Origin of the sequence: Rhodoferax sp. U11-2br (assembly GCF_018619435.1) — a bacterium.
In the GTDB taxonomy this organism is placed as follows: Bacteria; Pseudomonadota; Gammaproteobacteria; order Burkholderiales; family Burkholderiaceae_C; genus Rhodoferax.
The window spans coordinates 62,703-89,391 of the sequence record NZ_JAHFZF010000012.1 but is presented as its reverse complement, the minus strand read 5'-3'; the positions used below and the strand labels follow the sequence as shown (position 1 = coordinate 89,391).

Genomic DNA, 26,689 nt, shown 5'->3' with positions numbered 1-26,689 from the left:
CATTCAAGATGAACGTCTCCGCCTGGTCCATCCGAAACCCGATCCCGGCAGCCATGTTGTTTGTGCTGCTGAGTGTTGCCGGTTTGTTGTCTTTCCGGTCCATGAAGGTGCAGCAAATGCCCGACCTGGACTTACCCATGGTCATCGTTTCTGCCGCTTTGCCGGGGGCCGCACCGGTGCAGCTGGAAACCGAGGTTGCCCGCAAACTCGAGAACGCCGTGGCCCCGCTGCAGGGTGTGAAAAACATCTACACCAAAGTGAACGACGGCAGTGTGTCCATCACCGTTGAGTTTCATCTGGAAAAACCCACGCAGGAAGCGGTGGACGATGTGCGCTCTGCGGTGCAAGGTGTGCGTGCCGACCTGCCCACCGAGGTCAACGACCCTGTGGTGCGCAAGATGGATCTGGCCAGCTCGCCGATTCTGGCGTTTGCGGTGCGGGTGCCCAGCATGGACGACGAGGCGCTGAGCTGGTTTGTCGACAACACCCTGACGCGCCGCCTGTTGTCGGTCAAAGGCGTGGGTGCCATCAGCCGGGTGGGTGGGGTCACGCGCCAGGTGACTGTGGCGCTGGACCCGATCAAGCTGCAGGCGCTGGGCGCCACGGCGGCGGAGATCTCGCGCCAGTTGCGCCAGACGCAGCAAGATACCGCCAGTGGCCGTGCCGACTTGGGTGGCGGCGAACAACCGATGCGCACCGTGGTCAGTGTCAAAACGGCGGCTGAGCTGGCGCAGTTGCAGATCTCCCTCAGTGACGGTCGGCGGCTGCGGCTCGATCAGGTGGCTGAGGTCACCGACACCGTGGCCGAGCCACGCTCAGCCGCCTTGCTCAACGGGGTGCCGGTGGTCGGGTTCGAAGTCACCCGCAGCAAGGGTGCCAGTGAGGTCGAGGTCGGCGCGGCTATCCAGCTGGCGCTGCAAGAGCTCAAGACCCAGCACCCAGACATGGAGCTGACCGAAGCGTTTGACTTTGTCACCCCGGTGGCTGAGGAGTTTGACGCCTCGATGGTGCTGTTATACGAAGGCGCCATTCTGGCGGTGGTGGTGGTCTGGTTGTTTTTGCGCAACTGGCGCGCCACGGTGGTGTCGGCGGTGGCGCTGCCGTTGTCGGTGTTGCCCGCGTTTATCGGCATGGCCTACCTGGGTTTTTCGGTGAACGTCGTCACCCTGTTGGCGCTCTCGCTGGTGATCGGTGTGCTGGTGGACGATGCGATTGTGGAGGTGGAAAACATCGAGCGCCACCTGCACATGGGCAAACCGCCGTACCAGGCGGCGATGGAAGCCGCTGATGAAATTGGTCTGGCGGTGATTGCCACCACTTTCACACTGATCTCGGTGTTTTTACCCACCGCGTTCATGAGCGGGGTGGTGGGCAAGTTCTTCCGCCAGTTTGGCTGGACGGCGGCGCTGGCTGTGTTTGCCTCGCTGGTGGTGGCACGTATGCTGACCCCGATGATGGCCGCCTACATCATGAAACCCAGCCCGCGTGCCCACAAAGACCCCTGGTGGATGGCGCGTTACCTGCGCTGGAGCGCCTGGGCGCTGCAGCACCGCTGGCTCACCATGGCGGCAGCGGGCGTCTTTTTTGTGGGCTCGCTGCTGCTGATTCCGCTCTTGCCCAAGGGCTTCATCCCGCCGGACGACAACTCACAGACCCAGGTCAGCCTGGAGCTGCCACCGGGCGCCACCCTGGCACAGACCCGTGTGGCGGCAGAGGCCGCGCGCCTGCTGCTGAGCCAGGTGGAGCATGTGAAAAGTGTCTACACCACCATCGGCGGTGGTTCGGCCGGTGCCGACCCGTTCCAGGGTGGCGGCGCGGCGGAGGTACGCAAGGCCACACTCACCGTGTTGTTGACCGAGCGCGGCCACCGCCCGCTCAAACAGGGTATTGAGGACCACATCCGGACAGCCATGGCTGAGCTGCCCGGTGTGCGCAGCAAGGTCGGCCTGGGTGGCAGTGGCGAGAAGTTCCAGCTGGTGCTCAGCGGCGACGACCCGCAGGCGCTGGCGATAGCGGCCAACGCGGTCGAGAAAGACCTGCGCACCATTCCCGGCCTGGGGCAGATTGCCTCAAGCGCCAGCCTGGTGCGTGCCGAGGTGGTGGTGCGCCCCGACTTTGCCCGCGCTGCCGACCTGGGCGTCACCAGCAGTGCCATTGGTGAAACCCTGCGCATTGCCACGGCGGGCGACTACGACTCGGGCCTGGCCAAACTCAACCTGAGCCAGCGCCAGGTGCCGATTGTGGTCAAGCTCACCGATGTGGCGCGGCAAGACCTGGACCTGCTGGGCCGCCTGAGTGTGCCCGGCACCCATGGCCCGGTGATGCTGAGCCAGGTGGCTGCCCTGACGCTGTCCGACGGCCCGGCTGCGATTGACCGGCTCAACCGCTCGCGCAACATCAACTTCGACATCGAACTGTCTGGCGTGCCGCTGGGGGATGTGGCCGCTGCGGTGGACCAGCTGCCCTCGATCCGCGCCTTGCCACCGGGTGTCAAACAGCTGGCGCTGGGTGATGCCGAGGTGATGGGTGAGCTGTTCACCGGTTTTGGCCTGGCCATGCTGGCGGGGGTGTTGTGCATCTACATCGTGCTGGTGTTGCTGTTTAAGAACTTCCTGCACCCGTTCACCATCCTGACGGCGCTGCCGCTCTCGCTGGGTGGGGCGTTTGTGATGTTGCTGGTGACGGGCAAGAGTTTTTCGATGCCGTCCTTGATTGGTCTGATCATGCTGATGGGTATTGCCACCAAAAACTCGATCCTGTTGGTGGAGTACGCCATCGTGGCGCGCCGTGGCCATGACGGCAGCGACGGCCACCCGGTGGTGGCGCCCATGAGCCGGGTGGACGCATTGCTGGATGCCTGCCACAAACGCGCCCGCCCGATTGTCATGACCACGCTGGCCATGGGTGCAGGCATGTTACCGATTGCGGCGGGTTGGAGCAGTGCCGATGCCAGCTTTAGAAGCCCGATGGCGGTGGCGGTGATTGGTGGCCTGATGACCTCCACCGTGTTGAGCCTGCTGGTGATCCCGGCGGTGTTCACCGTGGTGGATGACTTTGGTGACTGGGTGAAGCGGCTGTTTGGGCACGGCCGCAGCGCCGCACCCAACTAAGCGGGTGCCGTGCTGCGGCGCTGGCGCATCACCAGCACAAACACAATCGCGCCCAGATTCATCAGCAGCGCGTAGACCACGCTGGGGGCGCTCATGGCCGGTGAGGCCAGCAATTGCAGGCAGACAAAAATGCCCAGCGCCGAGTTCTGCAAACCACATTCGGTGACGATGGCAATGCGGTCCGCGTGGTGCAGCCGGGCCTGTGTGGCCAGCAGGTAGGCCGCGCCCAAAATCAAGGCGTTGAGCAGCAGCGTGGCCGGGCCCAGGGTGGGCAGGTGTTGCCACAACACGGCACGCTGGTCCCAGAAGGTGGCCAGCACAATCAGCAGGAACAAGGTGGTGGCTACCTTGGACGCCACCGGTTCCAGCCGCGCCACCAGCTTCGGAAATTGCCAGCGCAGCGCCATGCCCAGCAGCACCGGTAGCGTGGTCAGCAGGAAAATGCTGCGCACCATCGAGAACAGCGGCAATTGCGCTGTCAGGCTGCTGCCCATAAAAACTTGCAGCGCGGTGTTGACGATCAGCGGCAAGCTCAGCATCGAGGCCAGGCTGGTCACCGCCGTGAGTGAGATTGACAACGCGGTGTCACCGCGCGCCAGATGGGTGAGCAGGCCCGAGCTGACGCCACCCGGGCAGGCCACCAGCACCATCAAGCCCACGGCCATCACCGGGTCCAGCCCGGCAAAAGTGGCCACGGCAAACCCGGCCAGTGGTACCAGCAGCATCTGCCCGACCAGCCCCACCAGCAGCGCCCTGGGCCGCTGCGCCACCCGGCGGAAATCGGCCAGCACCAGGGTCAGGCCCAGGTAAAACATGATGAAGGCCAGCGCCAGTGGCAACAGGGTCTGCACCACGGCTGGGTTCACAGGAAAACCCCCACCGACAGCAACAAGCCCAGCAACAGCCCCAGTTTGGCGGTAGCGCCCAGCAGCTGATTCAGCTGCGCGCCCGAGGCCTGGCGACGCAGCTGGGGAATCAGTTTCAGCGCGTGGGGAATGGCCAGCCAGGCCAGCATGGCACCGGTGTGCCCAGCCCAAGCCAAAGCCAGCACCAGCACAAAAGGCAGCAGCACCATGACCGCATAAGCACGCGCGGCCCCGGCATCCCCGAGCCGGGTGGCCAGGGTCAAACGGCCTTGGCGCAGATCGGCCTCGTGGTCGCGGTAGTTGTTGACCAGCAGCACCGCCGCAGCGGGCAGGCCCACCACCGCACCACCCAGCCAGGGCGCCAAGGTGGTGCTCTCACTTTGCAACCAGTGGCTGCCAGCTACTGCCAGCAGGCCAAAAAACACCAGCACAAACAACTCACCCAGGGCGCTGTGTGAAATCGGGTACGGCCCGCCCGAGTAGGCCCAGCCCGCAATCAGCGAGCAGATGCCAATGGCCAGAATCGGCCAGCCCCCTTGCCACACCAGCAGCAGGCCCAACACCAGCGCCAGCCCAAAACTCAAGGCCGCAGCGCGGCGCACACTCTGCGGTGTGGCCCAGCCTGCGGCGGTGACACGCAAGGGCCCGATGCGGTCCGGCCGGTCGGCACCGCGCTCAAAGTCGGCCACATCGTTGTGCAGGTTGGTGCCGATCTGGATCAGCAGCGCACACAGCAGCGTCACCACAAACACCGGCCACAGCGGCACAGCACCGTCGGCCCAGGCCAGGGCCGAGCCCAGCAGCACCGGGGTGGCGGCCATGCTCAGGGTGCGCGGGCGAATCGCGGTCCACCAGACCAGCAGGCGAGAGGAGGGCACCCCCAGCATCTGTTCAGATTTCATTGAGGGCGGGTTCCATAGTGCAGGCAGGCGATGCCAAAAGACAGGTTGTTCCAGCGGATGTTTGTGAAACCCGCCTGGCGCATCAGATCGGCAAAACCCTGCTGGTTGGGAAAACGGCGGATCGACTCCACCAGGTACTGGTAGGCAATCGGCGCGCGGGCCACCAGCGCACCCAGGCGCGGGATCAGCAGAAACGAATACAGGTTGTAGATTGGCGCCAGCCAGAACGCGGGCTGAGAAAACTCCAGGCAGACAAACTGGCCACCGGGTTTGAGTACGCGGTGAATTTCTGACAGCGCCCGCTCCAGGTGCGTGGCATTGCGCAGCCCGAAGGACACGGTGAGCAAGTCCACACTGGCGTCTGCCAGCGGCAGTTGTTCAGCCTCACCCACCAGCCAGTCGATGCCGACCATGTCGGGGCGCTGCTGGCCGACCTGCATCATGGCAAGGCTTGGGTCACACACCGTCACGTGCCGCCCAGGTGCACGCAGCAGCCGCGCCACGTCGCCCGTGCCACCGGCCAGGTCAATCACCTGGCCCTGGATACCCTGCACCGAGCGGGCTAATCTGCGCTTCCACAGGCGGTGGATGCCCATACTCATCAGGTCGTTCATCAGGTCGTAACGCGGGGCCACGGCGGTGAACACCGTGCGGATGCGGTCGCGGCGCTCAGTGGGGTTGACCGATTCGCGGCCAAAGCTGTGGTTGATCTCGTGTTCTTGGCGCATCAGGTCGGTGGTCTTGCAAAAGTCTGGCCGCAGCAGCTGGCAGGTGGCCCAAGCACCTGCGACACGGTTGGTGCCGCAGGTGAGAAACTGTCAATTTTAGTTGACGAATGTCGAACGCCCGGCCGGACACGGCCGTTGCGGCTCACAACAGGTCGTGCAGGCTGCGGGCGATGACCTTGGTGGCACGGCGCAGGTCGTCCAGCACCAGGTGTTCGTCAGCGCGTTTGGCGTTCGACTCGCGCACGGTGCGCGGCCCGGCGCCGTAGATCACGCCGGGGATGCCGCGCTCGACAAACAGACGCACATCGGTATAGAGCGGTGTGCCCAGCGCGGGAATCGGTTCACCAAACACTTCCTGACCGTGTTTCTGGATCGCGTCCACCAGTGGCTGGTTGCCCGACAGTGGTTTCATCGACTGGGCCAGCAAAATGCGCCGCACATCGACCGTCACACCGGGTGACAATGCGGCGGTCTCAGTTATCAGTTGGCGCAGAGCTGCTTCGACTTGTGTAGCATCTTCCTCAGGAATCATGCGGCGATCAAGCTTAAAAGTCACTTTGCCAGGAATCACATTGGTGTTGGTGCCACCCGAGATCAGGCCCACGTTCAGATACGGGTGGGTGATGCCCGTCACCTGCGATGTGAGGGTGGCGCGGTAGAGGTCGTTTTGTGCGTAGAGCACGTTGAGGATCTTCACCGCAGCCTGCAAAGCATCCACACCCGACTCGGGAATCGCGGCGTGCGCCATCTGCCCATGCACCGTCACTTCGAGCTGCAGGCAGCCGTTGTGCGCGGTGATCACCTGGTAGCTGAAACCAGCGGCAATCATCAGGTCCGGGTGTGTCAGCCCCTGAGAGAGCAACCAGGCCGGGCCGACCTCACCGCCAAATTCTTCGTCATAGGTCAGCAGCAGGTCAATCTGGCCCTGGGTTGGTTTGGCCACCGCCTCCAGCGCGCGGATGGCAAAGGCGTAGGTGGCAAAGTCGCATTTGCTCACCGCGGCAGCGCGGCCATACATCTTGCCGTCCACGATCTCGCCACCGTAGGGGTCATGTGTCCAGCCCTCACCGGGCGGCACCACGTCGCCATGCGCGTTGAGCGCAATCGTTTTGCCACCCGCGCCATAACTGCGGCGCACGATCAGGTTGGTGATGCTTTGCAGCCCAGCGGCCTGCACGTCCGATGCGGGCACCGGGTGTTTGTCAGTCTTCAGACCCATGGCCTCAAACAAATCAGCGGCACGTTCAGCGTGTGGCGCGTTGTTGCCGGGTGGTGTGTCGGTGGGCACCTGTATGAGTTGCTGCAAAAACGCCACCTGTTCGTCAAAGTGGGCGTCAATCCAGGCGTCGAGTTGGTTTTCAGTGGTCATGGGAGTTTTGGGTGGGTTGTGTTGGTTGTTGCGCTTGTGTGTTGACCCTACAGCATCATGCTGAGGGTGCTGACGGGCAAGCGCCTCTGGTTCGCGCTACGCAGCAGCCGGTGGGTTATCTGCCTGGGTTTGCTTGCAAACTGATTTGCGAGTGGTGTGTGTTGGGTGTCTGACGCAGCGGAATAAAGGAGGAGGCTTGGGCAGGGCCCAAGCCGGGGGACATCCGCGGAGTTGGGCACCCAATACGCACAGCGGGTAAAAACTGCACGTGTGGGAGTCATAACGGGCGATTTCACGCCACCAACTCCAGCAACTGCATAAACGCCTCCACCGCCAACTGCATGTCATCACTTGTGGTGGACTCCAGCGGGTTGTGGCTGATGCCGGCGTTTTGGCCGCGCACAAACAACATGGCCTGGGGCATCAGCTCGTGCAACTTCATCGCGTCATGGCCAGCGCCGCTGGGCAGATGGTGGACGGGCAGGCCCAGTGCCGCCACGGCAGCTTCCCAGCGTTGTTGCCAGAGGGCGTCACTGGGTGCGGCGCTGGCGCGCATGGTTTCCTGCAGCGTGAACTGCAGCCCCCGGCGCTGGCTGATCTGTGCCAAGGTGGCGCGTACATCCGCGTCCAGCGCATCACGCTGGCGGTCACTCGGCGCGCGCAAATCCTGGCTGAACGTGCAACGCCCCGGCACCACGTTGATGCTGCCGTTGGGCACGTTGAGTTGGCCCATGGTGGCCACCGAGTCGCCGTCCTGCGCCGCGCGTTGCTCCAGGTAGAGCGCCAGCTCGGCCACCGCACAGGCGGCGTCAAAACGCTGGTCCATCGGGGTGGTGCCGGCGTGGCTGGCCACACCGGTGACTTCGCCGAGGTAACGCACACTGGCGTTGATCGCGGTGACGATGCCCAGCGGCAGGTTCAGCGTGTTGAGCACCGGGCCCTGTTCGATGTGGACCTCGACAAAACCCAGGTACTGCGCCGGGTCGCGTTTCAGAGCGCTGATGGCTTGCAGGGCGGCGGTTTTGTCCGCACCACCGAGCCCGGCCTGTTGCATGACCGCCAGCATCGACACGCCATCGGCATCCAGCTGGTCCAGCCAGGTCGCATCAAAACTGCCGGTGAGCGCGCTGGAGCCCAAAAACGTGGCTTTGAAGCGCTGGCCTTCTTCCTCGGCAAACGCGACCACCTCGATGGCAAACGGCAGGCGTCGCCCAACGCGGTGCAACTCACGCACACAGGCCATGGGCACAACAATGCCCAGGCGGCCATCGTATTTGCCGCCGTTGCGCACGGTGTCATAGTGGCTGCCGGTCAACAGTGTTTTGGGGCTCTGGTCCTTATTGGGTAAGGGCGAGCTGCTACTGTTTTTGTCAAGCGCCTCATATCGCCCGACCACATTGCCTACCGCGTCGATGGACACGGTATCGAACCCGCTTTCCAGCATCCAGCCCCGGATGCGTTCGGCGCAGGCACGGTGGGCCTCCGTCAGGTAGGTCACGGTGAGCTGGTTCTGTTCCTTGTAGCCAGGCTCCGAAAACTCGGCGAGTTGTTCCTGCTGGTCCCACACCGCGTTGCCCAGCGTGGGGGTGATGCCAAACTTGTCGTTGAGACGGATCTCGGCAATGCGGTGGATGTTGCGCAGGCACTCTTGAAGTTCAAAGTCCGGGTGGCTGTGCAGGCGGCGCTCAAAGGTGGCGATGATCTCGGCCCGGCTCAAACCCGTGCCACGCGGCCCACGCACCGCCAGGATAAAGGGCCAGCCAAATTGGGTGTTGTAGTCGGCATTTAGCTGCTGCAGCTTGGCAAATTCGGCCGGGCTGCAGTTCGTCAGGCCCGCTTTGTTTTGCTCGTTGGTGGACTCCGTCGTGAGGCTCTGGCTGACCATGGCTTTGCCGGCCAGCTCGGGGTGAGCGCGGATCAGGCTCAGCTGGGCTTCGCGCGGGGCCGTGCTCACCACCTGGGTCAACAGGACTTTGAGCTGGGCCAACGACTGGAAGGGCCGCTGCTGCAGTGCCGCCTCGGTTATCCAGGGGCTGTGTTCGTAGAGGCCGTCGAGCAGCTGCAAGGCCTCTAGTTTGGAGGCGGTGTTGAGTTGGTCCAGGGTTAAGGGCATGGTGTTGGTTATTTAAGTCGGCGGCAGATGCAGTCCAAACTGCTACATCTGTAAGAGCCCTTGATTCAGTATTTACGAGGGCTAGAGGCCAAAAAAACACATAAATCAGGCGCACATGAACTCAAGCAAATCTCAGGCCACCGCCACCGCGTCATACGGGTGCACCGAGCGCCAATGCCGCGCAATGTCCAACCTGCGGCACACCCACACATGTTCGTGTTGCCCGATGTGGTCCAAGAAACGTTGCAACGCGGTGATGCGCCCCGGGCGTCCGAGCAGGCGGCAGTGCATGCCCACACTCATCATCTTGGGCGCGTTCAGGCCATTGGGGTCACCCTCGGCGTAGAGCGCATCAAACGTGTCCTTGAGGTACTGGTAGAACGGGTCGGCGTGGCTGTAGCCTTGGGGCAGGGCAAAACGCATGTCGTTGCAGTCCAGGGTGTAGGGCACGATCAGCTGTTGCGCCAGGCTGCCGTCGGTTTTTTTCACGTCCATCCAGAACGGCAAGTCGTCGCCGTAGTAGTCAGCGTCGTAGGCAAAACCACCAAAGTCGGCCACCAGGCGGCGCGTGTTGGGGCTGTCGCGCCCGGTGTACCAGCCTTGCGGGCGCACACCCATGAGTTTGGTCAGGATCTCCATGCCACGTGCCATGTGTTCACGCTCCACCGCTTCGGGAACGTTCTGGTAGTGGATCCAGCGCAAACCGTGGCAGGCGATCTCGTGGCCCAGGCTCTGGCAGGCCTGCACCAGCTCGGGGTAACGCTCCAGCGCCATGCTGACGCCAAACACGGTCAGTGGCAGACCACGCTTCTCGAACTCACGCAAGATGCGCCAGACCCCGGCGCGTGAGCCGTATTCGTAGATACCCTCCATGCTGATGTGGCGCTCTGGGTAACTGGCCGGGTTGAACATCTCCGAGAGGAATTGCTCACTGCCCGCATCGCCGTGCAACACGCAGTTTTCGCCGCCTTCCTCGTAGTTCAGCACAAACTGCACCGCAATGCGGGCCTGGTTGGGCCATTGGGCGTGGGGTGGTTGGGGGCCGTAGCCCTTCAAATCGCGCGGGTAGGGTAGGGTGCTGTTGTAGTGGCTCATGGTGTGAAATCAGCGTCAGACAGGGTTGGCTGGCATGATAGCTGCGTCGTTTATGCCCAATACACTTTGACCTTATTTTGAGGAAGCATTCATGGGATTGAGTACACATGTGTTGGACACCATGCACGGCACACCGGCGGCAGGCATGTCGGTGGCGCTGTGGGCCACCGGTGCCGGTGCGCCGCGCCTGATCAAACAGCTGGTGCTGAATACCGATGGCCGCAACCCCGACGGCCTGCTGCTCGATGCCAGCAGCCTGCAGCGCGGCACCTACCGGCTGGTGTTTGAGGTGGCGGCTTATTTCAAGGCGCGGGGTGTGGTGTTGCCCGAGCCCAACTTTCTGGACCAGGTGAACCTGGACTTTGGGGTGGCCGACCCAGCGGCGCACTACCACGTGCCGCTGTTGGTGAGCCCCTGGAGTTATTCGACCTACCGGGGCTCCTGAGTGGTGTTAATACTGCCCTTCGGTCAGGGTGTCGAGCTGGAAGGTGCCACTTTTGTGCCACAGCCAGGTGTCGGTGTAGGTGACACGGCCCATGCGCACCGGCACCGGGTAGGGTGCGGCGGCACGCACCGTGTGTTCGATCTCGGCAATCACCTCGGGCGCGTGGTTGGGCGCACGCATCCAGCTGGTGCCGGTGACGCGGCCTTTGTTGTCCACCTCGACCTGCAGCACACCGATCGCATACAGCAGCGGCGGCATCTTGCCCCGGTAGATGCGGTCGGCGTTTTTACTGTAGAGATGTTGTGCAGCGTCACGCCGGTAGGCGCGCGGGGTTACAGCCTGCGACACCAGAGCCGGTGCGGCGGCGGGCGGCGGTGGGACAACCACCGGCGCGGCGGGTGGTGCAGGCGGCGCCTTGGGTGGGCTACTGCAGCCACTGAGCAAGGCCGCCAGCGTCGAGGCCAGCGCCAGGCCCCAGCTGGCTTGGCGAGTGTGTTGCGGGGTGAACAGGTTCATGGTGTCTCTTTTGGGCAGGATGTGCAGGTGCGCTACTGTGCCGCAAAAACGCCGTGTTTGACAGGCTTTGTGGCCCCCATTGGGTAAGGATTTGTGACAGTGTTGGCAGCTTTTATTCAGAATCTGGCCACCCAGGACGCGGTGCTGGTCACGGTGCAGACCTCGCGTGGCTCGGTGCCCCGTGAGGCCGGTGCCTGGATGGCCGTGTTTGCCGGGCACACACTGGGCACGGTGGGCGGTGGCCAGCTGGAGTGGCAGGTCATCCAGCATGCCCGGCAACAGTTGAAATCGGGCGAACCAAAACAGATGTGTCGCTACCCGCTGGGGCCCGCTTTGGGCCAGTGTTGTGGGGGCGAGATGACATTGCAATTTGAGCGAGTGGGGGCACAGGACACCTCCGAGCTGGCGCAGCGTTTGACGGCACAACAATCCAGCTGGCCGCTGGTGGCGCTGTTTGGGGGGGGCCATGTCGGGCGGGCACTGGTGGCCGTGTTGCAAACCCTGCCGCTGCGCCTGCACTGGATCGACAGCCGTGACGAGATATTCCCGCCCGACCTGCCCGCGCAGGTGCTGTGTGAACATTCACAACCGGTGCAGGCCGCGGTGGCAGACCTGCCACCCGGTGCGCTGGTGCTGATCATGAGCTTCAGCCATGCCGAGGATCTGGATGTGGTGGCAGCCTGCTTGTTGCGCCAGCGACAGCAGGCGGACCTGCCGTTTATCGGCCTGATTGGCAGCCGAACCAAATGGGCCAGCTTCAGCCACCGCCTGCTGGCGCGTGGTTTCACGGCTGAGGAGCTGGCCCAGGTGACCTGCCCGATTGGTGTGCCGGGCATTGTTGGCAAGCAGCCAGAGGTGATTGCGGTGGCGGTGGCGGCACAAGTCTTGCAAGTTGTCGGGCAGACGTCGTCTGGACATTAAAAAGGGATAGTGGATGGAAAGTTATTACCTCGATTGGGCCAACCTGCTGCTGCGCTGGGTGCATGTGATCACCGCGATTGCCTGGATTGGTTCCTCGTTTTATTTTGTGTTTCTGGACAGCAGCCTGACCCCGCCCGAGGACGAAGACCTCAAAAAACAAGGCGTCAGCGGTGAGTTGTGGGCGGTGCACGGCGGCGGCTTCTACCACCCGGTGAAGTTCGCGGTGCGCCCGCCGCAGCTGCCCAAACACCTGCACTGGTTTTATTGGGAGAGTTACACCACCTGGCTGACCGGCTTTTCGCTGTTCACCGTGTCCTACCTGTGGAGTGCCACCACTTACCTGATTGACAAGTCCAAGATGGATTGGTTGCCCTGGCAGGCGATCACGGTGGCGATTTTCTTTCTGGTGATTTTTTGGCTGTTGTACGACCTGATCTGCCGCCTGTTTGGCCAGCGCAAAAACGGTGATGCCATCGTGGGCGCGCTGGTGTTGGTGCTGGTGTGTGTGGCCAGTTGGCTGGCCTGCCACTGGTTTGCCGGGCGCGCCGCCTTTTTGCTGGTGGGCGCGATGATGGCCACCACCATGAGTGCCAACGTGGCGCACTGGATCATTCCGGGCCAGCGCAAGGTGATTGCCGCGATCAAGGCCGGTGAACCGGTGGACCCGATCCATGGCAAACGTGGCAAACAGCGCAGTGTGCACAACACCTATTTCACGCTGCCGGTGTTGTTTGCGATGCTCAGCGGCCACTACAGCTTCACCTACACCCACCCGCAAAACTGGCTGGTGTTGATTGCGATGATGTTTGCCGGTGCCGTGATCCGCCAGTTTTTTGTGCTGCGCCACGGCTTCAAGCTCGGGCGCAATGGCAATCCGCTGCCTTATGCGCTGCTGGGTGTGGTGGTGATTGCCATGATGATCGTCTGGCTCAAACCTGCGCCAGAATCCAACACCCCTCAATCTGCTACGTCTTCCGTAGCGGGTAGCCCAGGTAATACGGTGGCTAGCGGCCAAATCTCTTACAAAACCCTGCAAACCGTTCTGGAGCAGCGTTGTTACCTGTGCCATGGTGAGGCGGTGCAGTCCAAGGGTTTGCGTTTTGACAGCCCGCAGATGGTCCAACAAAACGCGGCCAACATCTACCAGCAGGTGGTGGTGAGCAAACTCATGCCGATGAGCAACACCACCCACATCACCGCGGCTGAGCGGCAGATCATCGCGCAGTGGTATTTGTCCGGGGCCGGTGTGGATGAGTAGGCGCCTGCGCCTGGCCACCTGTGTGCTGGCGGGCGCCGCCGGGCTGCTGGCCAGCCCTGCCGCTGTGTTGGCGCAGCCCGCCAGCACTGGCAGTGGTGTGCCGCTGGTGATCCAGCAGCGGGGGCAGCAGCAAGAGCAGCTGATCCAGGGCCAGGCTGCCACCCAGTTAAGTCGGCGTCAGGCCAACGCGTTGGTGCAGGCGCCGCAACCCGCCGTGGCCCCCGTTGCCAGCCCTGTTTCATCCCCCAAACCTGTGACGCAGGCCGATGTCTTGTTGGCCAATGAGGCGCGTATCCGCCGCCTCAACGCCGCCAAGGTCGAGCCAGCGGCCAAGCCCTGACGGTTTGGGTGTAGTGCTGGGTGGTTAATCCACCTTGGCGCCGGAGGACTTGACCATGGACTCGTATTTGCGGCGCTCGCTGTTCATCAACGCACCAAACGCCTCGGGGGTGCTGGGCACCGGCTCGGCCAGCAGGGCCGCAAAGCGGGTTTTGGTCTCAGGCGCGTTGAGCGCGGCCACAAACGCGGTGTTGAGTTTGGTGATCACGTCCTTGGGTGTGCCCGCAGGTGCCACCAGGCCCCACCAGGTGTCCACCGCAAACCCTTTGAGGGTGTCAGCCACCGGTGGCACACCGGGCAGCGCGCTCGACGCGGTCAGGGTGGTCACCGCCAGCGCCTTGAGTTTGCCGGCCTTGATGTTGGGCGCGGCGGTGGACAGGTTGTCAAAGTTGTAATCGACCTGGCCACTGAGCAGCCCAAGTTGCGCCGGGTTGCCGCCGTTGTAGGGGATGTGCACCGCAAAAATGCCGGCCTCTTTTTTGAACAACTCACCGGCCAGGTGCCCGGCGCTGCCATTGCCACCACTGCCGTAATTAAGTTTGGCCGGGTTGGCCTTGGCGTAGGCGATCAGGTCTTTCACACTGTTGATCTTCAGGCGGGCGGCGGTGTCGGCATTCATCACCAGCACATTGGGCACCCGCACCATCTGGGTGATCGGGGCAAAGTCGGTGGCCGCATTAAACGGCATCTTGCTGTACAGCCAGGGGTTGACCGCATGGGTGGCGGTGGCAGCAATACCAATGGTCAGGCCGTCCGGCGCCGCCTTGGCCACCGCGCTGGCGCCGATGTTGCCACCGGCGCCGGGTTTGTTGTCGATGATCACCGTGCCCAGGCTGTCCTTGACACGTTCGGCCAGCGCACGCGCGGTGATGTCCAGCGGGCCACCGGCGGCGTAGGGCACGATCAGGCGGATCGGTTTGTCTTGCGCCTGCGCCAGCGGCATCAGGGTGGCGGCGGCCAGCGCCAGGGTACTCAGCAGAAATGATCGGGTGTGCATGACAGGTCCTTGTCTTGGGTTAAACAGCGGCGCCGTCCGCAGCCTTGTCGGCTTCGGAGGTGAATGAATCGGCATAAAACTCGTCGACCGGCAGCCCGGCCTGGAGGTAGTCGCGCTGGGCAGACGCCACCACAATCGGCGCACCACAGGCATACACCTGGTGCCCGGACAAATCGGGTGTCTCTTGCAGCACGGCCTGGTGCACAAAACCGGTGCGCCCGCTCCAGCCATCCTCGGGCAGCGCGTCGGACACCACCGGCACAAAGCGCAGATTCGGCATCTCGGCCAGTTTGGCCTGCACCCAGTCCGCCATGTACAGGTCAGCAGGCCTGCGCCCACCCCAGTACAGCGTGACCGGGCGGCTGATCTTGGCAAACTGCATGTGTTCGATCAGCGCCTTGAGCGGTGCAAAACCGGTGCCCGAGGCCAACAGGATGATCGGTTTGCTGCTGCCTTCGCGCAGGTAGAAGCTGCCAAAAGGCCCCTCGATGCGCAGGATGTCGCGCTCTTTCATCGTGCCAAACACCTGGTCGGTGAACTTGCCACCGGGCATGTGGCGGATGTGTAACTCGATGCCTTCACCCGCCGCCAGGGTGTGGGGTGCGTTGGCCATCGAATAACTGCGGCGCAGGCCACCGGGCAGCAGAAAGTCGATGTATTGACCGGCGTGGTATTGAAAAGCTTCGTTGGCGGGCAGCTGCAGTTGCAGGCGCATCACGTCGTCTGACTTCTTTTCCATCAGCTTGAGGCGGGTGGGCATTTTTTTGATCGGGAACGCGCCCTCGGCCGTGACCTGGCGCGACTCCAGCACCACGTCGCTAGTGGCCGTGGCGCAGCAGGTCAGCACAAAACCCTGGGCCAATTCTTCGTCGCTGATGGCCTTGGCCTGGTAGCTGCCGTGTTCCACGCTGCCGCTGAGTTTTTTGCATTTGCAGGAACCACAGGCGCCGTCTTTGCAGCCATAGGGCAGGTTGACCCCCTGGCGGATGCCCCCGGCCAGCAGGGTTTCGCCAGGGTCGACGCTGAACGTACGCTGGCTGGGCACCATGGTGATCTGAAAAGTGGCGGGGGAGGTGGCGGCAGAGCTCATGTTGTCGTTATCCTAGGCGCTGAAATCAAAACTGGAAGGATCACATTTTGCCCGCATTAAAAAGCACGTCTCCCCTTTTGTACGCCAGCCGACCTGGCGCCTTGCCCGCCCGTTTCCGGCGCGAACGTGTGCTGCTGGTGGGCTGTGGTGATGTTGGCTTGCGCGTGGCGGGCCTGATGCACCGCCAAGTGCGCCTGCTCGCGCTGACCTCCAGCGCTGCCCGCCTGGCCGAGCTGCGTGCCCTAGGCATCACCCCGTTGCTGGGCAACCTCGATGAACCACCCAGCCTGTGCCGCCTGGCCGGTCTGGCGACCCGTGTGGTGCATCTGGCGCCGCCGCTGGAGAGTGTTGCAGGCGACCCGCGTACCCGCGCGCTGCTGCGGGTGCTGCGCCGACGCAGCCGGCCCGAGTCGCTGGTGTATGGCTCCACCAGCGGTGTGTATGGCGACTGCGACGGTGCAGTAGCTACAGAAACAAGAGCTGTTAACCCTTTTACATCAAGGGCCAAGAGGCGAATATGTGCTGAAAGCCTGGTGCGCCACTATGGCCGCGCCACGGGTGTGCCCAGCACCGTGCTGCGCATCCCCGGCATCTACGCCCCCAACCGCGTGGGCGGCACACCGCGTGAACGCCTGTTGCGCGGCACACCCATGCTGCGCGCCGAGGATGATGTCTACACCAACCACATCCACGCTGACGACCTGGCGCGCGCCTGTGTGGCCGCCCTGTGGCGCGGCGCCCCGCAACGGGTCTACAACACCAACGACGACACCTGCCTGAAGATGGGTGAGTACTTTGAGCTGGCTGCCGACCTGTACGGCCTGCCCCGGCCCGAACGCCTGTCGCGCGCCGAAGCGCAACAACGCCTGCCGCTGGCCCTGCTGAGCTTCATGAGTGAGTCCCGGCGCATGGACAACACCCGGCTCAAAAAAGAGCTGCGCCTGAGGCTGCGTTACCCCACGGTGGTGCAGGGGTTGGCGGGGTCGTGAGCAGTGGGAGGGCAGACGCCCTCTGTGGCACTAGACGCGGCCGACCCAGTCGTCCGACGCTGTGATGCCGCCGTCGTTCCACGTCCAGACAATCTTCTGGTAGGTGAAGGCGATCTCTTCGTACTCGGCGTATCGCATCAGGTCGGGGTTTTTGTTGTTGGGCATCCGGAAGTCGATGGAGGCGATGTTCGCATTGACGAGTTTGACGGAATGGCTCTGCACCTCCTGCCCGCTACCCGCTGTCGCCGTCAGGGTTGGCGTCCAGAACTGAAGCTCCCAGTCAAGGATGTTCTCGTTGGTCACCAGCATGTTGTAGAGCAGCGGCGACGACTTGTCGGACTCTTTCGTGATCACAAACGGCTTGTGTTGGCGCTGGCCGGTGGGCAAGCCCGACTGGATGTCGCGCGGCGACACGATGCTGTGCGACACCGCAATGACCATGATTTTTCCCTCTCGCCCTTTTTGTGTGACCGAGCCTTTGACATCACCTGTCTTTTGCCCCTTGAGTCGCAAATACGCGTTCAGTGCCATGGTGTTCCCCCTATTTTGAAAGTGGACGATGGAGATTGCTCTTGCTCTGTCAGCCTGGACTGGCTGAGGATTGCATCTTGGGTGCAAAAAATTATGTCTCAACGCCCAGCAAACGTCCAACTGCCCCGAGCCCTGGTCAACCGACGTGTGCGCCACCGGTGATGGCTGGCAAACCCGCATCAATGACACTTTGCGTGCCTCGCTGCAGCTGGCGGGTAAGTCAGGTTAAATGAAAGTGGCCTCTATCCCTTGATTTGTAAGGGCTGGTAGCTACAACTTCAGGAATGGTATCGCGATGTGTCTGGTGCCATCGCAGGCCTGGAGGCGATGCAAGCTCATCAACGCCCACAGGATGAACTGGCCCACGCCTTTGGGCCAGAGCTGGTCGACACCGCTGCAGTGGTCCCAGGGTACGATGGCGTCGTCCACTCAAGCCACCTTAAACGGGTGGCGGTCATCAGTGGTCTGCGTAGCAACGAGGTCAGCCCCGACGTCAGGGGTAAGTCCAGTTTGCTTGCCAGCGGCTGGAATACCTCGGCGACAACAATGCAGACATTCTTCGGAGGGCACCCGCATGGCTTCGAATGACGAGCTCAACTCAACCCAGTGGATCGCGCTGATCGCTTTTTTACTGTGTCTGCTGGTGCCACTGGCTGTTGGTTTGGCGGTTTGGATCAAGCGCCGCTACGCCAGGGCCGTGGTTGATCTGCAGGCCAAAACAGCGGTGAGCCACATCGTGCTCCCGACCGAGTCGCGTGCTGCCCAAACAACCGACATGCCCCTGGCGACAGCTGACTTGCAGCAATCCTGGTGTGCGGCAGATGCCTTCCAGCCTGCGGGTGCGGATGACCCCACCCGGCCTGCGCGTCGCCTGCGTGGTCGGGTGTTGTGGGTCCAGTTTGTTAGTGGCTTGTTGTATTGGTGGCTTCTCTTGATCATTCTGGTTTTTGGGATTGCGCTCTTGTCGACCATGACCGGTCAAAAGTTCGGAGACAGTGCCCCTTTGGCCACCTGGATCACACAACTGGTGTTGTGGCCCATGCTTGTGCTGCCAGCAGCTTTACCCTGGGCATTTCAAGCGTGTGTGAGAGAGTCCCGTGTTTGGGCGGTTTTTGCCCTGGTGATGCTGTGTTTGGGCCTTGGTTTGGTTTTTGCGGGTTTGGGCTGGCTGGGCAGCGGCATTTTTTTGTTGTGCGCTGCACTACTGGCGTTGACCCTGGTCACATTCATGCGTCCGGCGGTGCGCGGTGCTGGCCCGCCTTTGGTCGCTGCATTCACCGTGGGTCTGTTGGTGTTCTTTACCCTGATTTGGGTGCTCGTTCTGTTTGATGACTCACCTGACACGGAACCAACGCTTCAGGACTGGCTTCTTGCGGGGGGGACCTCTGTGGTGTTGCTCGGCATCGCGGCGTACTGCTCATGGCGAATGCTGATGCGCCTGGCGCGCCGGTACACCGAACGGCAGTTCAGCGAGCAGCAGCTGGCCTTGGGTGCCTACTGGGCACTCGTCACATCCTTCATGGCTACGGTTGTTTTGATGATGTCGTTCGAGCAGCGCACCCAACACAGCATGGAGTGGTTGGGGTTGGCCATTTTGGTGTCTTGGTTGGCCTGGCGCGGTGTGCAGCGTGTGGCCTTGCGTTGGACCATTCGACGCGCGCCCCAACCCTTGGGTGCTTTGTTGTTGCTGCGTGTGTTCAAACCCTCAGAGCGCTCAGAGGCCTTCACCGACCGCTTTCTGGCGCGCTGGCGTTTTGCAGGCCCGGTGTGGATGATTGCAGGCCCCGACCTGGCGGGTGCCTACCTGGAGCCCGATGAATTTTTTGCCTATCTTCAGCGCAGTTTGCACCAGCGCTTTATCACCGACGCAGACAAGCTCAAGCAGGCACTGTTGACGCTGGATCAGACGCGTGACCCCGACGGCCGCTGTCGCGTTCATGAGTTGTTCTGTGCGAACACCAGCTGGCAGGCCACGGTCTTGTCCTTGATCGACCAGGCCGCCGTGGTGATGCTTGACCTGCGTGAGTACAACGACAAGCGTGCTGGCACCCGGTTTGAGCTGGAGGCCTTGTTACGCCGCGCACCCCTTGAGAAAGTGCTAGTGGTGGTCGGCAAAGACGATGACAGCCAACACATCGGGCAGGAGATCGCCGCCATCTGGCAAGACATGGCAGGCCAGCGTCAGGAGACCAGCACCCCCAAAAAGCTGCAGATGCTTCAAGTCGGAGAAGGCTCGGACGCAGAGATGCGTGGCCTGTTTTGTGCGGCAGCCCAGGCCGCTCGCGGCCAGGGTGTTTGAGAGAGGTCATTGCTCCAAGCCCTGGCGGTTGTCTGCATGGTCTAACGTCAATTCGCTGCTTGTCCAGATCATTCATCTGCCGACTAGACCAAATGCTGATGTACCCAAATAGGACTTGCATCAGCTCTGAGACAACAAAAAACCCGCTACGTTGGGACAACGTGCGGGTTCGACAAGAGCTGAAACGGAATTCTGGTGCCCGGGGCCGGAATCGAACCGGCACTCCTTTCGGAGGGGGATTTTGAGTCCCCTGCGTCTACCAATTTCACCACCCGGGCTGCGGGAGCGAGCGCGAATTATGGCACAGTGCGGGGTATGAAATATCCAACCATTGAAGATTTGATTGGCAAAACACCGTTGGTGCGTTTGCAGAGGCTGGCGGTTGATGTCAACCAGCTCAACGGCAACGTGATTTTGGGCAAGTTGGAGGGCAACAACCCGGCCGGTTCGGTCAAGGATCGGGCCGCGTTTTCGATGATTGTGCGGGCACAAGAGCGTGGTGAGATCAAACCGGGTGACACGCTGATCGAGGCCACTTCGGGCAACACCGGCATTGCGCTGGCCATGGCGGCGGCCGTCAAGGGTTACAAGATGATCCTGATCATGCCCGAGGACCTGTCGATCGAGCGCGCCCAGACCATGAAGGCTTTTGGTGCCGAGCTGATCCTCACCCCCAAGAGCGGCGGCATGGAGTATTCACGTGACCTGGCCGAACAGATGCAGCGCGAAGGCAAGGGCCGCATGCTTGACCAGTTTGCCAACCAGGACAACCCGCGCATCCATGTGGAGACCACCGGCCCCGAAATCTGGGCCGACACCAAGGGCAAGATCACCCATTTTGTGAGTGCCATGGGCACTACCGGCACCATCACCGGTGTCTCGCAGTACCTCAAAAAGAAGAACCCCGCGATCAAAATCATTGGGGTGCAGCCGCATGAGGGCTCACGCATTCCTGGCATTCGCAAATGGCCCGAGGCTTATCTGCCCAAGATTTATGACCCAACCCATGTCGACGAGCTGATGTATGTGAGCCAGGAAGATGCCGAGGCCATGTGCCGCACGCTGGCGCGTGAGGAAGGCATTTTTGCCGGTATTTCAGCGGCAGGCGCCTGCTGGGTAGCGCAAGAGATTGCCAAAACCGCGCGCCACGCGACAATTGTCTTTGTTGTCTGCGACCGGGGCGACCGGTACCTGTCCACCGGTGTGTTCCCGGCGTGAGTCCAGACCCCCATTTATCAGGAAACAGCCATGCACATTGACAAAGAGATCGACACCAGCGGCCTGAACTGCCCGCTGCCCATCCTGCACGCCAAAAAGGCCTTGAGCACCATGGAAAGCGGCCAGACGCTGCAGGTGACAGCCACCGATGTGGGCTCCATGCGCGACTTCAAGGCCTTTGCCCGGCAGACCGGCAACGAGTTGCTGGACCAGCAAACCGTGCACGACACCTATATCCACGTGCTGCGCCGTCGCTGACCCTGGCGCGGGCCAAGGGCGGCCGTGGTTGCCCCTCTGCCCCCAGAGTGTCAGTCAGGGCCGCAGCGTGGCGGCCCCCATCTCACATCAACCCAGGCGTGCCAACTGCTCTTTGACCTTGGCCACCGTGGCTTCAAAGTCGGCCAGGCGTTTGCGTTCCTGATCAATCACCGCAGCCGGGGCACGTGCCACAAAAGACTCGTTACCCAGTTTGCCGTTGGCCTTGAGGATTTCACCTTCAAGCCGCGCCAGTTCCTTGCCCAGGCGGGCCTTTTCGGCGGCCACGTCAATTTCCATGAAGAGGCAGATGCGCGCCTCACCCACCACCGCCACAGGTGCGGCTTGTGCGGCGGCAGCCCAGGTCGCTTCGTCGCTGAACACCCGCACTTCGTTGAGTTTGGCCAGCGCCTGCAACACTGGTGCGGCCTCGGTCATGAAAGCGGCTTCGGCAGGGGAGCCCGCCAGCACAAACAGCGGTAGCCGGGTCGCAGGTGACACATTCATCTCGCCACGCAGGTTGCGGCAAGCGTCGACCAGGGTCTTGAGTTTGGCCACATGGGCAATCGCGGCGGGGTCGATGCGCTCGGGTTGGCTCACCGGGTAGGCCGCAATCGCCACCGAGGCACCAGCGCGGCCTGCCAGTGGGGCTACCACTTGCCACAACTCTTCGGTCACAAACGGGATGATCGGATGGGCCAGCCGCAAAATGGTTTCCAGGGTGCGGATCAGGGTGCGGCGGGTCGCGCGTTTCTGCGCGTCGTCGCCGGTCTGGATCTGCACCTTGGCGATTTCCAGGTACCAGTCGCAGAACTCGTTCCAGACAAAGTCGTAAATCGTGCTGGCGACGTTGTCCAGGCGGTAATCGGCAAAGCCCTGCGTCACATCCGCCTCGGCTTTTTGCAGCAGCGAGACGATCCAGCGGTCCGCCTGGCTGAATTTCAGGTAGTCGCCTGTGGCGCACTCGGCAGGGCTGTGCTCGTTCAACCCGCAGTCCTGGCCTTCGCAGTTCATCAGCACAAAACGGCTGGCGTTCCAGAGTTTGTTGCAGAAGTTGCGGTACCCCTCGCAGCGTTTGGCGTCGAAGTTGATGCTGCGGCCCAGAGAGGCCAGCGAGGCAAAGGTGAAGCGCAACGCATCGGCGCCAAAGGCGGGGATGCCAGCCGGGAACTCCTTTTCGGTGTTTTTGCGCACCTGGGGTGCGGTTTCGGGCTTGCGCAGGCCCTCGGCGCGTTTGACCAGCAGCTCGGGCAGGGCGATGCCATCGATCAGGTCGACCGGGTCGAGCACATTGCCTTCAGACTTGCTCATCTTGTGGCCCTGCGCGTCGCGCACCAAGCCGTGGATGTAGACGTGTTTGAACGGCACCTTGCCGGTGAAGTGGGTGGTCATCATGATCATCCGGGCGACCCAGAAAAAGATGATGTCGTAACCGGTGACCAACACGCTGCTGGGCAGGTAGAGGTCGTAGTCGGGCGTTTTTTCAGGCCAGCCCATGGTGCTGAAGGGTACCAGCGCGCTGGAGTACCAGGTGTCGAGCACGTCGTCGTCACGCTTGAGGGTGCCGGTATAACCGGCTTTTTGGGCCTGAGCCCTTGCATCGTCTTCGTTACGTGCTACAAAAACCGTACCATCTTCGGCGTACCAGGCGGGGATCTGATGGCCCCACCAGAGCTGGCGGCTGATGCACCAGTCCTGGATGTTGTTCATCCACTGGTTGTAGGTGTTGACCCAGTTCTCAGGCACAAACTTCACTTCGCCCGACTGCACCGCGTCGATGGCTTTTTGCGTGATGGACTTGCCGGTCGGGTCTTGTTCAGACACTTTCGACATCGCCACAAACCATTGGTCGGTCAGCATCGGCTCGATCACCTGGCCGGTGCGGGCGCAGCGCGGCACCATCAGTTTGTGTTTTTTGATCTCGACCATCAGTTCCAGCGCCTGCAGGTCTTTGACGATCTGCTTGCGTGCTGCAAAGCGGTCCAAGCCCACATAAGCGCTGGGTGCATTGCTATCAATTTTGGCATCCAGTGTCAGCACACAAATCATCGGCAACTTGTGACGCTGGCCGACCTGGTAGTCGTTCTGGTCATGCGCCGGGGTGACCTTGACGACGCCGGTGCCAAAAGCCTTGTCCACGTAGTCGTCCGCAATGATCGGGATGGTACGGTTGCACAAGGGCAGGGTGACTTCCTTGCCGATCAGGTGCGCGTAACGTTCGTCCTCCGGGTGCACCATGGCGGCCACGTCGCCCAGCATGGTCTCAGGCCGTGTGGTCGCCACCACTAGGCCGGGAGCCAGTTCGCCGTTGACCAGCTGCGGGCCGTCGGCAAAGGGGTACATGATGTGCCACAGGCTGCCGTCTTCTTCTTCAGACTCCACTTCCAGGTCAGACACCGCGCTCATCAACACCGGGTCCCAGTTGACCAGGCGTTTGCCGCGGTAGATCAGGCCTTGTTCATACAGGCGCACAAAGGTTTCGGTCACGGTTTTGGACAGCTTGGGGTCCATCGTGAAGTATTCGCGGCTCCAGTCAACGGTGTCGCCCATACGACGCATCTGGGTGGTGATGGTGTTGCCACTCTTTTCTTTCCACTCCCAGACCTTGCTCACGAAGTTTTTGCGTGCTTCTGCGGGTGTCGGGCCCATGTCGTGGCGGCTGATGCCTTGAGCTTGCAACTGGCGCTCCACGACGATCTGGGTGGCGATACCGGCGTGGTCGGTGCCCGGAATCCAGGCGGTGTTGAAGCCAGCCATGCGGTGGTACCGCGTCAGGCTGTCCATGATGGTTTGGTTGAACGCATGGCCCATGTGCAGCGTGCCGGTCACATTGGGCGGCGGCAACTGGATGCAGAAGTTGTCACCACGTGCGGCAGCATCCGCGTCAGGCTGGCCGGTGCCACGGGCGCCCGCCACACCATAACCGCGCTTTTCCCACTCCGGGCCCCAGTGGGCTTCCAGGGCGGCGGGCTCAAAGGATTTGGACAGGCTGTTGAGGCCAGGTTGCTGCGGTGCGTCGGTCATGGGAAGAGTGCCAAAAATGACGAACGGCGCCAACAGGCGCCGCTCAATGTAAAAAAGAGAGACTGGCCCGATTTTACTGAGCCAGCCTGAGGCTGTAAGCCTTTATGCCGTGGCCATCTCTGCTGCTGGCGTAGCTACGGGTGTTGCAACCGCTGGTGCGACCACCGCAGGCAAACGCATCAGGTAGTCAAACGCGCTGAGTGCCGCCTTGGCGCCGTCGCCTGTGGCGATGATGATTTGTTTGTAGGGCACGGTGGTGGCGTCCCCTGCGGCAAACACGCCGGGCAGCGAGGTCGCGCCTTTGGCATCCACCACGATCTCGCCGTGTTTGGAAAGCTCCAACGTGCCTTTGAGCCATTCGGTGTTGGGCACCAGGCCAATCTGCACAAACACACCTTCGAGTTCCACATGATGCACAGTCTCGGTGGCGCGGTCCTTGTAGCTCAGGCCGTTGACCTTCTGGCCGTCGCCGGTGATCTCGGTGGTCTGGGCATTCACCAGGATGGTCACATTGGGCAGGCTCTTGAGTTTGTTGACCAGCACCGCGTCGGCACGCAACTTGGTGTCGAACTCGATCAGCGTCACATGCGTCACCACACCGGCCAGGTCAATCGCGGCCTCGACGCCGGAGTTGCCCCCGCCAATCACCGACACGCGTTTGCCCTTGAACAGCGGGCCGTCACAGTGCGGGCAATAGGCCACACCCTTGGTTTTGTACTGTTCTTCACCGGGCACATTGACATTGCGCCAGCGCGCGCCGGTGGACAGGATCACGGTTCTGCTCTTGAGCGAGCCGCCATTGGCGAGCTGGATCTCGATCAGGCCACCCGGTTCAGTCGCCGGGACCAGCTTGTCGGCGCGTTGCAGGTTCATGATGTTCACGTCGTAGGCGCGGGCATGTGCTTCAAGCGCGGCGGCAAACTTGGGGCCGTCGGTCTCCAGCACCGAGATAAAGTTCTCGATGGCCAAGGTGTCGTTGACCTGGCCGCCAAAACGCTCGGCGGCAATACCGGTTCGGATGCCTTTGCGGGCGGCGTAAACACTGGCAGCGGCACCCGCAGGGCCACCACCGACGATCAGCACTTCGTACGGGGCTTGTGCCGACAGCTTGGCCGCATCACGGGCGGCGGCGCCAGTGTCGAGCTTGGCGACAATTTCCTCGACCGTCATACGGCCCGAGCCGAACATCTGGCCATTGAGGAACACCATCGGCACCGCCATGATCTCGCGGTCATTGACTTCGGCCTGGAAGGCGCCGCCTTCGATCACCACGGTCTTGACCTTGGGGTTGAAGATCGCCATCAGGCTCAGCGCCTGCACCACGTCCGGGCAGTTGTGGCAGGTCAAGGACATGTAGACCTCGAAGTTGAAGTCACCGTCCAGCGCGCGGATGCTGTCCAGCACATCGGCCTCGACCTTGGGCGGGTGGCCGCCGGTCCACAGCAAGGCCAGCACCAGCGAGGTGAATTCGTGGCCCAGCGGCAGGCCGGCAAAACGCAGGCTGTTGTTGGCACCGACGCGTTGCAGCGTGAAGGAGGGCTTGCGGGCGTCGTTGCCATCGGTCCGCAGGCTAATCATGTCGCTGCGCAGGCTCTGTATGGTCTGCAGCAGGTCGAGCATTTCGCGCGAGGTGTCCGAGTCATTGAGGCTGGCCACCATCTCGAACGGTTGTGTCACGCGCTGCAGGTAGGCGGCTAATTGTGTTTTGATGTCTTGGTCGAGCATGGTGGATTCCTTAGGTGCTACTTCTTAAATAGCTGTTTGTGCCCGTTTTAAAAGGGCTGGAGGCAAATTTTGTTCGAAAAAAAACCGGAGGGCAAGCTGCGCGGGGCAGCTTGTCCCAGTCCGGCTTGGGGCACACCAGTGACGGTGTGCCGATCAGGTCACCGGGGACTTAGATCTTGCCGACCAGTTCCAGCGAGGGAGCGATGGTCTTGGCGCCTTCGTTCCACTTGGCGGGGCACACTTCACCGGGGTGCGAAGCGGTGTACTGGGCTGCCTTGAGCTTGCGCAGGGTTTCTTTCACATCGCGGGCGATTTCGTTGGAATGGATTTCCAGGGTCTTGATCACGCCGTCCGGGTTGATCACGAAGGTACCGCGGTAAGCCAGGCCGTCTGCGTCGATATGCACGTCAAAAGCGCGGGTCAGTTGGTGGGTTGGGTCACCCACCAGCGGGAACTTGGCCTTGCCCACGGCGGGAGAGGTTTCGTGCCACACCTTGTGCGAGAAGTGGGTGTCGGTGGTGACGATGTAGACCTCGGTGTTGGCCTTCTGGAATTCAGCGTAGTTGTCAGCAGCGTCTTCCACTTCGGTCGGGCAATTGAAGGTGAAGGCGGCGGGCATGAAGATCACGACCGACCATTTGCCTTTGAGGCTGGCTTCGGTCACGTCGATGAACTGGCCATTGTGGAAAGCTTTGGCTTTGAAAGGTTGAACTTGGGTATTGATCAAGGACATGGAAGGACTCCTGGTTGGTTGATGAGAAAGCAAGAAATCTTCGGTGCAGTGTGTTTCACCGATGGGTCAAATCATAGTGGCGATCTATCGTTTTCACGATACATTGTTTATAAGCTATCCATAGCCTTTCTTTATGACGCGGTCACGATAATGAAAACCTGACAGG

Annotated in this window: 22 protein-coding genes and 1 tRNA gene; 9 read left to right on the top strand and 14 right to left on the bottom strand. The window is 62.0% G+C overall.

The genetic code is table 11. The features are described 5' to 3' along the window. The first annotated feature begins 8 nt into the window (after window positions 1-8). Complete coding sequence (locus KKO72_RS10020; protein WP_214937863.1) at window positions 9-3,110, top strand: efflux RND transporter permease subunit; 3,102 nt, start codon at window positions 9-11, stop codon at window positions 3,108-3,110. Here the strand turns inward: KKO72_RS10020 and KKO72_RS10015 are convergent. The 6 genes from KKO72_RS10015 to puuE form a co-directional block, all read right to left on the bottom strand. After that, window positions 3,107-3,976, bottom strand: a complete 870-nt coding sequence (locus KKO72_RS10015) for a bile acid:sodium symporter family protein (RefSeq protein WP_214937861.1) — start codon at window positions 3,974-3,976, stop codon at window positions 3,107-3,109. The genes KKO72_RS10020 and KKO72_RS10015 overlap by 4 nt on opposite strands. Beyond that, on the bottom strand, window positions 3,973-4,878 hold the full coding sequence (locus tag KKO72_RS10010) for a 1,4-dihydroxy-2-naphthoate polyprenyltransferase (protein WP_214937859.1): 906 nt from the start codon (window positions 4,876-4,878) through the stop codon (window positions 3,973-3,975). The genes KKO72_RS10015 and KKO72_RS10010 overlap by 4 nt, the downstream gene beginning before the upstream one ends. Further along, entirely contained in the window at window positions 4,875-5,606 is a 732-nt protein-coding gene (locus KKO72_RS10005; RefSeq protein ID WP_214937857.1) for a class I SAM-dependent methyltransferase, read from the bottom strand. Before KKO72_RS10005 ends, KKO72_RS10010 begins: the two co-directional genes overlap by 4 nt. A gap of 142 nt (window positions 5,607-5,748) precedes the next feature. Further along, a complete protein-coding gene (locus KKO72_RS10000; RefSeq protein ID WP_214937856.1) occupies window positions 5,749-6,975 on the bottom strand; it encodes an ArgE/DapE family deacylase in 1,227 nt (408 codons plus the stop codon). Between the two features lie 292 nt (window positions 6,976-7,267). Next, window positions 7,268-9,088, bottom strand: coding sequence for a 2-oxo-4-hydroxy-4-carboxy-5-ureidoimidazoline decarboxylase (gene uraD / locus KKO72_RS09995; protein ID WP_214937855.1), 1,821 nt, complete (start codon window positions 9,086-9,088; stop codon window positions 7,268-7,270). Between the two features lie 132 nt (window positions 9,089-9,220). Next, entirely contained in the window at window positions 9,221-10,183 is a 963-nt protein-coding gene (puuE, locus tag KKO72_RS09990; protein WP_214937853.1) for an allantoinase PuuE, read from the bottom strand. Between the two features lie 91 nt (window positions 10,184-10,274). On the opposite strand from puuE, the gene uraH reads away from it, so the two are divergent. Next, complete coding sequence (gene uraH / locus KKO72_RS09985; protein WP_214937851.1) at window positions 10,275-10,628, top strand: hydroxyisourate hydrolase; 354 nt, start codon at window positions 10,275-10,277, stop codon at window positions 10,626-10,628. A 6-nt stretch (window positions 10,629-10,634) separates the two neighbouring features. On the opposite strand, the gene KKO72_RS09980 is transcribed toward uraH, so the two are convergent. Further along, window positions 10,635-11,144, bottom strand: a complete 510-nt coding sequence (locus KKO72_RS09980; RefSeq protein ID WP_214937849.1) for a hypothetical protein — start codon at window positions 11,142-11,144, stop codon at window positions 10,635-10,637. A 93-nt stretch (window positions 11,145-11,237) separates the two neighbouring features. Between KKO72_RS09980 and xdhC the strand changes: the two genes are divergently transcribed. Genes xdhC through KKO72_RS09965 form a run of 3 tightly spaced genes read left to right on the top strand, consistent with a single transcriptional unit; the run spans window position 11,238 to window position 13,663 of the window. Continuing rightward, window positions 11,238-12,065 carry a xanthine dehydrogenase accessory protein XdhC gene (gene xdhC, locus KKO72_RS09975; RefSeq protein WP_214937847.1) on the top strand — a complete coding sequence of 276 codons (828 nt, stop codon included), beginning with the start codon at window positions 11,238-11,240 and terminating at the stop codon, window positions 12,063-12,065. A 13-nt stretch (window positions 12,066-12,078) separates the two neighbouring features. After that, window positions 12,079-13,323, top strand: coding sequence for a urate hydroxylase PuuD (locus KKO72_RS09970; RefSeq protein ID WP_214937845.1), 1,245 nt, complete (start codon window positions 12,079-12,081; stop codon window positions 13,321-13,323). Then, window positions 13,316-13,663 (top strand): hypothetical protein, encoded by a 348-nt coding sequence (locus KKO72_RS09965; protein WP_214937843.1) that lies wholly within the window; start codon window positions 13,316-13,318, stop codon window positions 13,661-13,663. Before KKO72_RS09970 ends, KKO72_RS09965 begins: the two co-directional genes overlap by 8 nt. 24 nt (window positions 13,664-13,687) lie before the next feature. Here KKO72_RS09965 and KKO72_RS09960 read toward each other — a convergent pair whose 3' ends face one another. Both KKO72_RS09960 and KKO72_RS09955 read right to left on the bottom strand, forming a co-directional pair. Next, window positions 13,688-14,659: a tripartite tricarboxylate transporter substrate binding protein gene (locus KKO72_RS09960; RefSeq protein ID WP_180128184.1), complete on the bottom strand. Its 972-nt coding sequence runs from the start codon at window positions 14,657-14,659 to the stop codon at window positions 13,688-13,690. Window positions 14,660-14,678: 19 nt separating this feature from the next. Then, window positions 14,679-15,749, bottom strand: coding sequence for a CDP-6-deoxy-delta-3,4-glucoseen reductase (locus tag KKO72_RS09955; RefSeq protein ID WP_214937841.1), 1,071 nt, complete (start codon window positions 15,747-15,749; stop codon window positions 14,679-14,681). Between the two features lie 47 nt (window positions 15,750-15,796). Between KKO72_RS09955 and KKO72_RS09950 the strand changes: the two genes are divergently transcribed. Further along, entirely contained in the window at window positions 15,797-16,738 is a 942-nt protein-coding gene (locus KKO72_RS09950) for an NAD-dependent epimerase/dehydratase family protein (RefSeq protein ID WP_251140571.1), read from the top strand. A gap of 30 nt (window positions 16,739-16,768) precedes the next feature. On the opposite strand, the gene tssD is transcribed toward KKO72_RS09950, so the two are convergent. Beyond that, window positions 16,769-17,269, bottom strand: a complete 501-nt coding sequence (tssD, locus tag KKO72_RS09945; RefSeq protein WP_214937839.1) for a type VI secretion system tube protein TssD — start codon at window positions 17,267-17,269, stop codon at window positions 16,769-16,771. A 574-nt stretch (window positions 17,270-17,843) separates the two neighbouring features. Between tssD and KKO72_RS09940 the strand changes: the two genes are divergently transcribed. Next, complete coding sequence (locus tag KKO72_RS09940) at window positions 17,844-19,568, top strand: hypothetical protein (protein ID WP_214937837.1); 1,725 nt, start codon at window positions 17,844-17,846, stop codon at window positions 19,566-19,568. A gap of 193 nt (window positions 19,569-19,761) precedes the next feature. Here KKO72_RS09940 and KKO72_RS09935 read toward each other — a convergent pair. Further along, window positions 19,762-19,846 (bottom strand) — tRNA-Leu (locus KKO72_RS09935). 37 nt (window positions 19,847-19,883) lie between these two features. On the opposite strand from KKO72_RS09935, the gene cysM reads away from it, so the two are divergent. Continuing rightward, entirely contained in the window at window positions 19,884-20,786 is a 903-nt protein-coding gene (gene cysM, locus KKO72_RS09930) for a cysteine synthase CysM (RefSeq protein ID WP_214937835.1), read from the top strand. A 30-nt stretch (window positions 20,787-20,816) separates the two neighbouring features. Next, a complete protein-coding gene (locus KKO72_RS09925; RefSeq protein WP_214937834.1) occupies window positions 20,817-21,044 on the top strand; it encodes a sulfurtransferase TusA family protein in 228 nt (75 codons plus the stop codon). Window positions 21,045-21,131: 87 nt separating this feature from the next. Here the strand turns inward: KKO72_RS09925 and KKO72_RS09920 are convergent, their stop codons facing one another. The 3 genes from KKO72_RS09920 to ahpC all read right to left on the bottom strand — a co-directional run bounded on the left by KKO72_RS09920 (window position 21,132) and on the right by ahpC (window position 26,523). Further along, window positions 21,132-24,065, bottom strand: a complete 2,934-nt coding sequence (locus KKO72_RS09920) for a valine--tRNA ligase (RefSeq protein WP_214937832.1) — start codon at window positions 24,063-24,065, stop codon at window positions 21,132-21,134. A gap of 102 nt (window positions 24,066-24,167) precedes the next feature. Further along, entirely contained in the window at window positions 24,168-25,790 is a 1,623-nt protein-coding gene (gene ahpF / locus KKO72_RS09915) for an alkyl hydroperoxide reductase subunit F (RefSeq protein ID WP_214937830.1), read from the bottom strand. Window positions 25,791-25,959: 169 nt separating this feature from the next. Beyond that, entirely contained in the window at window positions 25,960-26,523 is a 564-nt protein-coding gene (gene ahpC / locus KKO72_RS09910; protein WP_078366367.1) for an alkyl hydroperoxide reductase subunit C, read from the bottom strand. Between the last annotated feature and the right edge of the window lie 166 nt (window positions 26,524-26,689).

Coding starts and splice junctions, on each gene's coding strand:
- KKO72_RS10020 (WP_214937863.1), top strand. CDS start 9: ATGAACGTCTCCGCCTGGTCCATCCGAAACCCGATCCCGGCAGCCATG.
- KKO72_RS10010 (WP_214937859.1), bottom strand. CDS start 4,878: ATGAAATCTGAACAGATGCTGGGGGTGCCCTCCTCTCGCCTGCTGGTC.
- KKO72_RS10005 (WP_214937857.1), bottom strand. CDS start 5,606: ATGCGCCAAGAACACGAGATCAACCACAGCTTTGGCCGCGAATCGGTC.
- KKO72_RS10000 (WP_214937856.1), bottom strand. CDS start 6,975: ATGACCACTGAAAACCAACTCGACGCCTGGATTGACGCCCACTTTGAC.
- uraD (WP_214937855.1), bottom strand. CDS start 9,088: ATGCCCTTAACCCTGGACCAACTCAACACCGCCTCCAAACTAGAGGCC.
- puuE (WP_214937853.1), bottom strand. CDS start 10,183: ATGAGCCACTACAACAGCACCCTACCCTACCCGCGCGATTTGAAGGGC.
- uraH (WP_214937851.1), top strand. CDS start 10,275: ATGGGATTGAGTACACATGTGTTGGACACCATGCACGGCACACCGGCG.
- KKO72_RS09980 (WP_214937849.1), bottom strand. CDS start 11,144: ATGAACCTGTTCACCCCGCAACACACTCGCCAAGCCAGCTGGGGCCTG.
- KKO72_RS09970 (WP_214937845.1), top strand. CDS start 12,079: ATGGAAAGTTATTACCTCGATTGGGCCAACCTGCTGCTGCGCTGGGTG.
- KKO72_RS09965 (WP_214937843.1), top strand. CDS start 13,316: ATGAGTAGGCGCCTGCGCCTGGCCACCTGTGTGCTGGCGGGCGCCGCC.
- KKO72_RS09960 (WP_180128184.1), bottom strand. CDS start 14,659: ATGCACACCCGATCATTTCTGCTGAGTACCCTGGCGCTGGCCGCCGCC.
- KKO72_RS09955 (WP_214937841.1), bottom strand. CDS start 15,749: ATGAGCTCTGCCGCCACCTCCCCCGCCACTTTTCAGATCACCATGGTG.
- tssD (WP_214937839.1), bottom strand. CDS start 17,269: ATGGCACTGAACGCGTATTTGCGACTCAAGGGGCAAAAGACAGGTGAT.
- KKO72_RS09940 (WP_214937837.1), top strand. CDS start 17,844: ATGGCTTCGAATGACGAGCTCAACTCAACCCAGTGGATCGCGCTGATC.
- cysM (WP_214937835.1), top strand. CDS start 19,884: ATGAAATATCCAACCATTGAAGATTTGATTGGCAAAACACCGTTGGTG.
- KKO72_RS09925 (WP_214937834.1), top strand. CDS start 20,817: ATGCACATTGACAAAGAGATCGACACCAGCGGCCTGAACTGCCCGCTG.
- KKO72_RS09920 (WP_214937832.1), bottom strand. CDS start 24,065: ATGACCGACGCACCGCAGCAACCTGGCCTCAACAGCCTGTCCAAATCC.
- ahpF (WP_214937830.1), bottom strand. CDS start 25,790: ATGCTCGACCAAGACATCAAAACACAATTAGCCGCCTACCTGCAGCGC.
- ahpC (WP_078366367.1), bottom strand. CDS start 26,523: ATGTCCTTGATCAATACCCAAGTTCAACCTTTCAAAGCCAAAGCTTTC.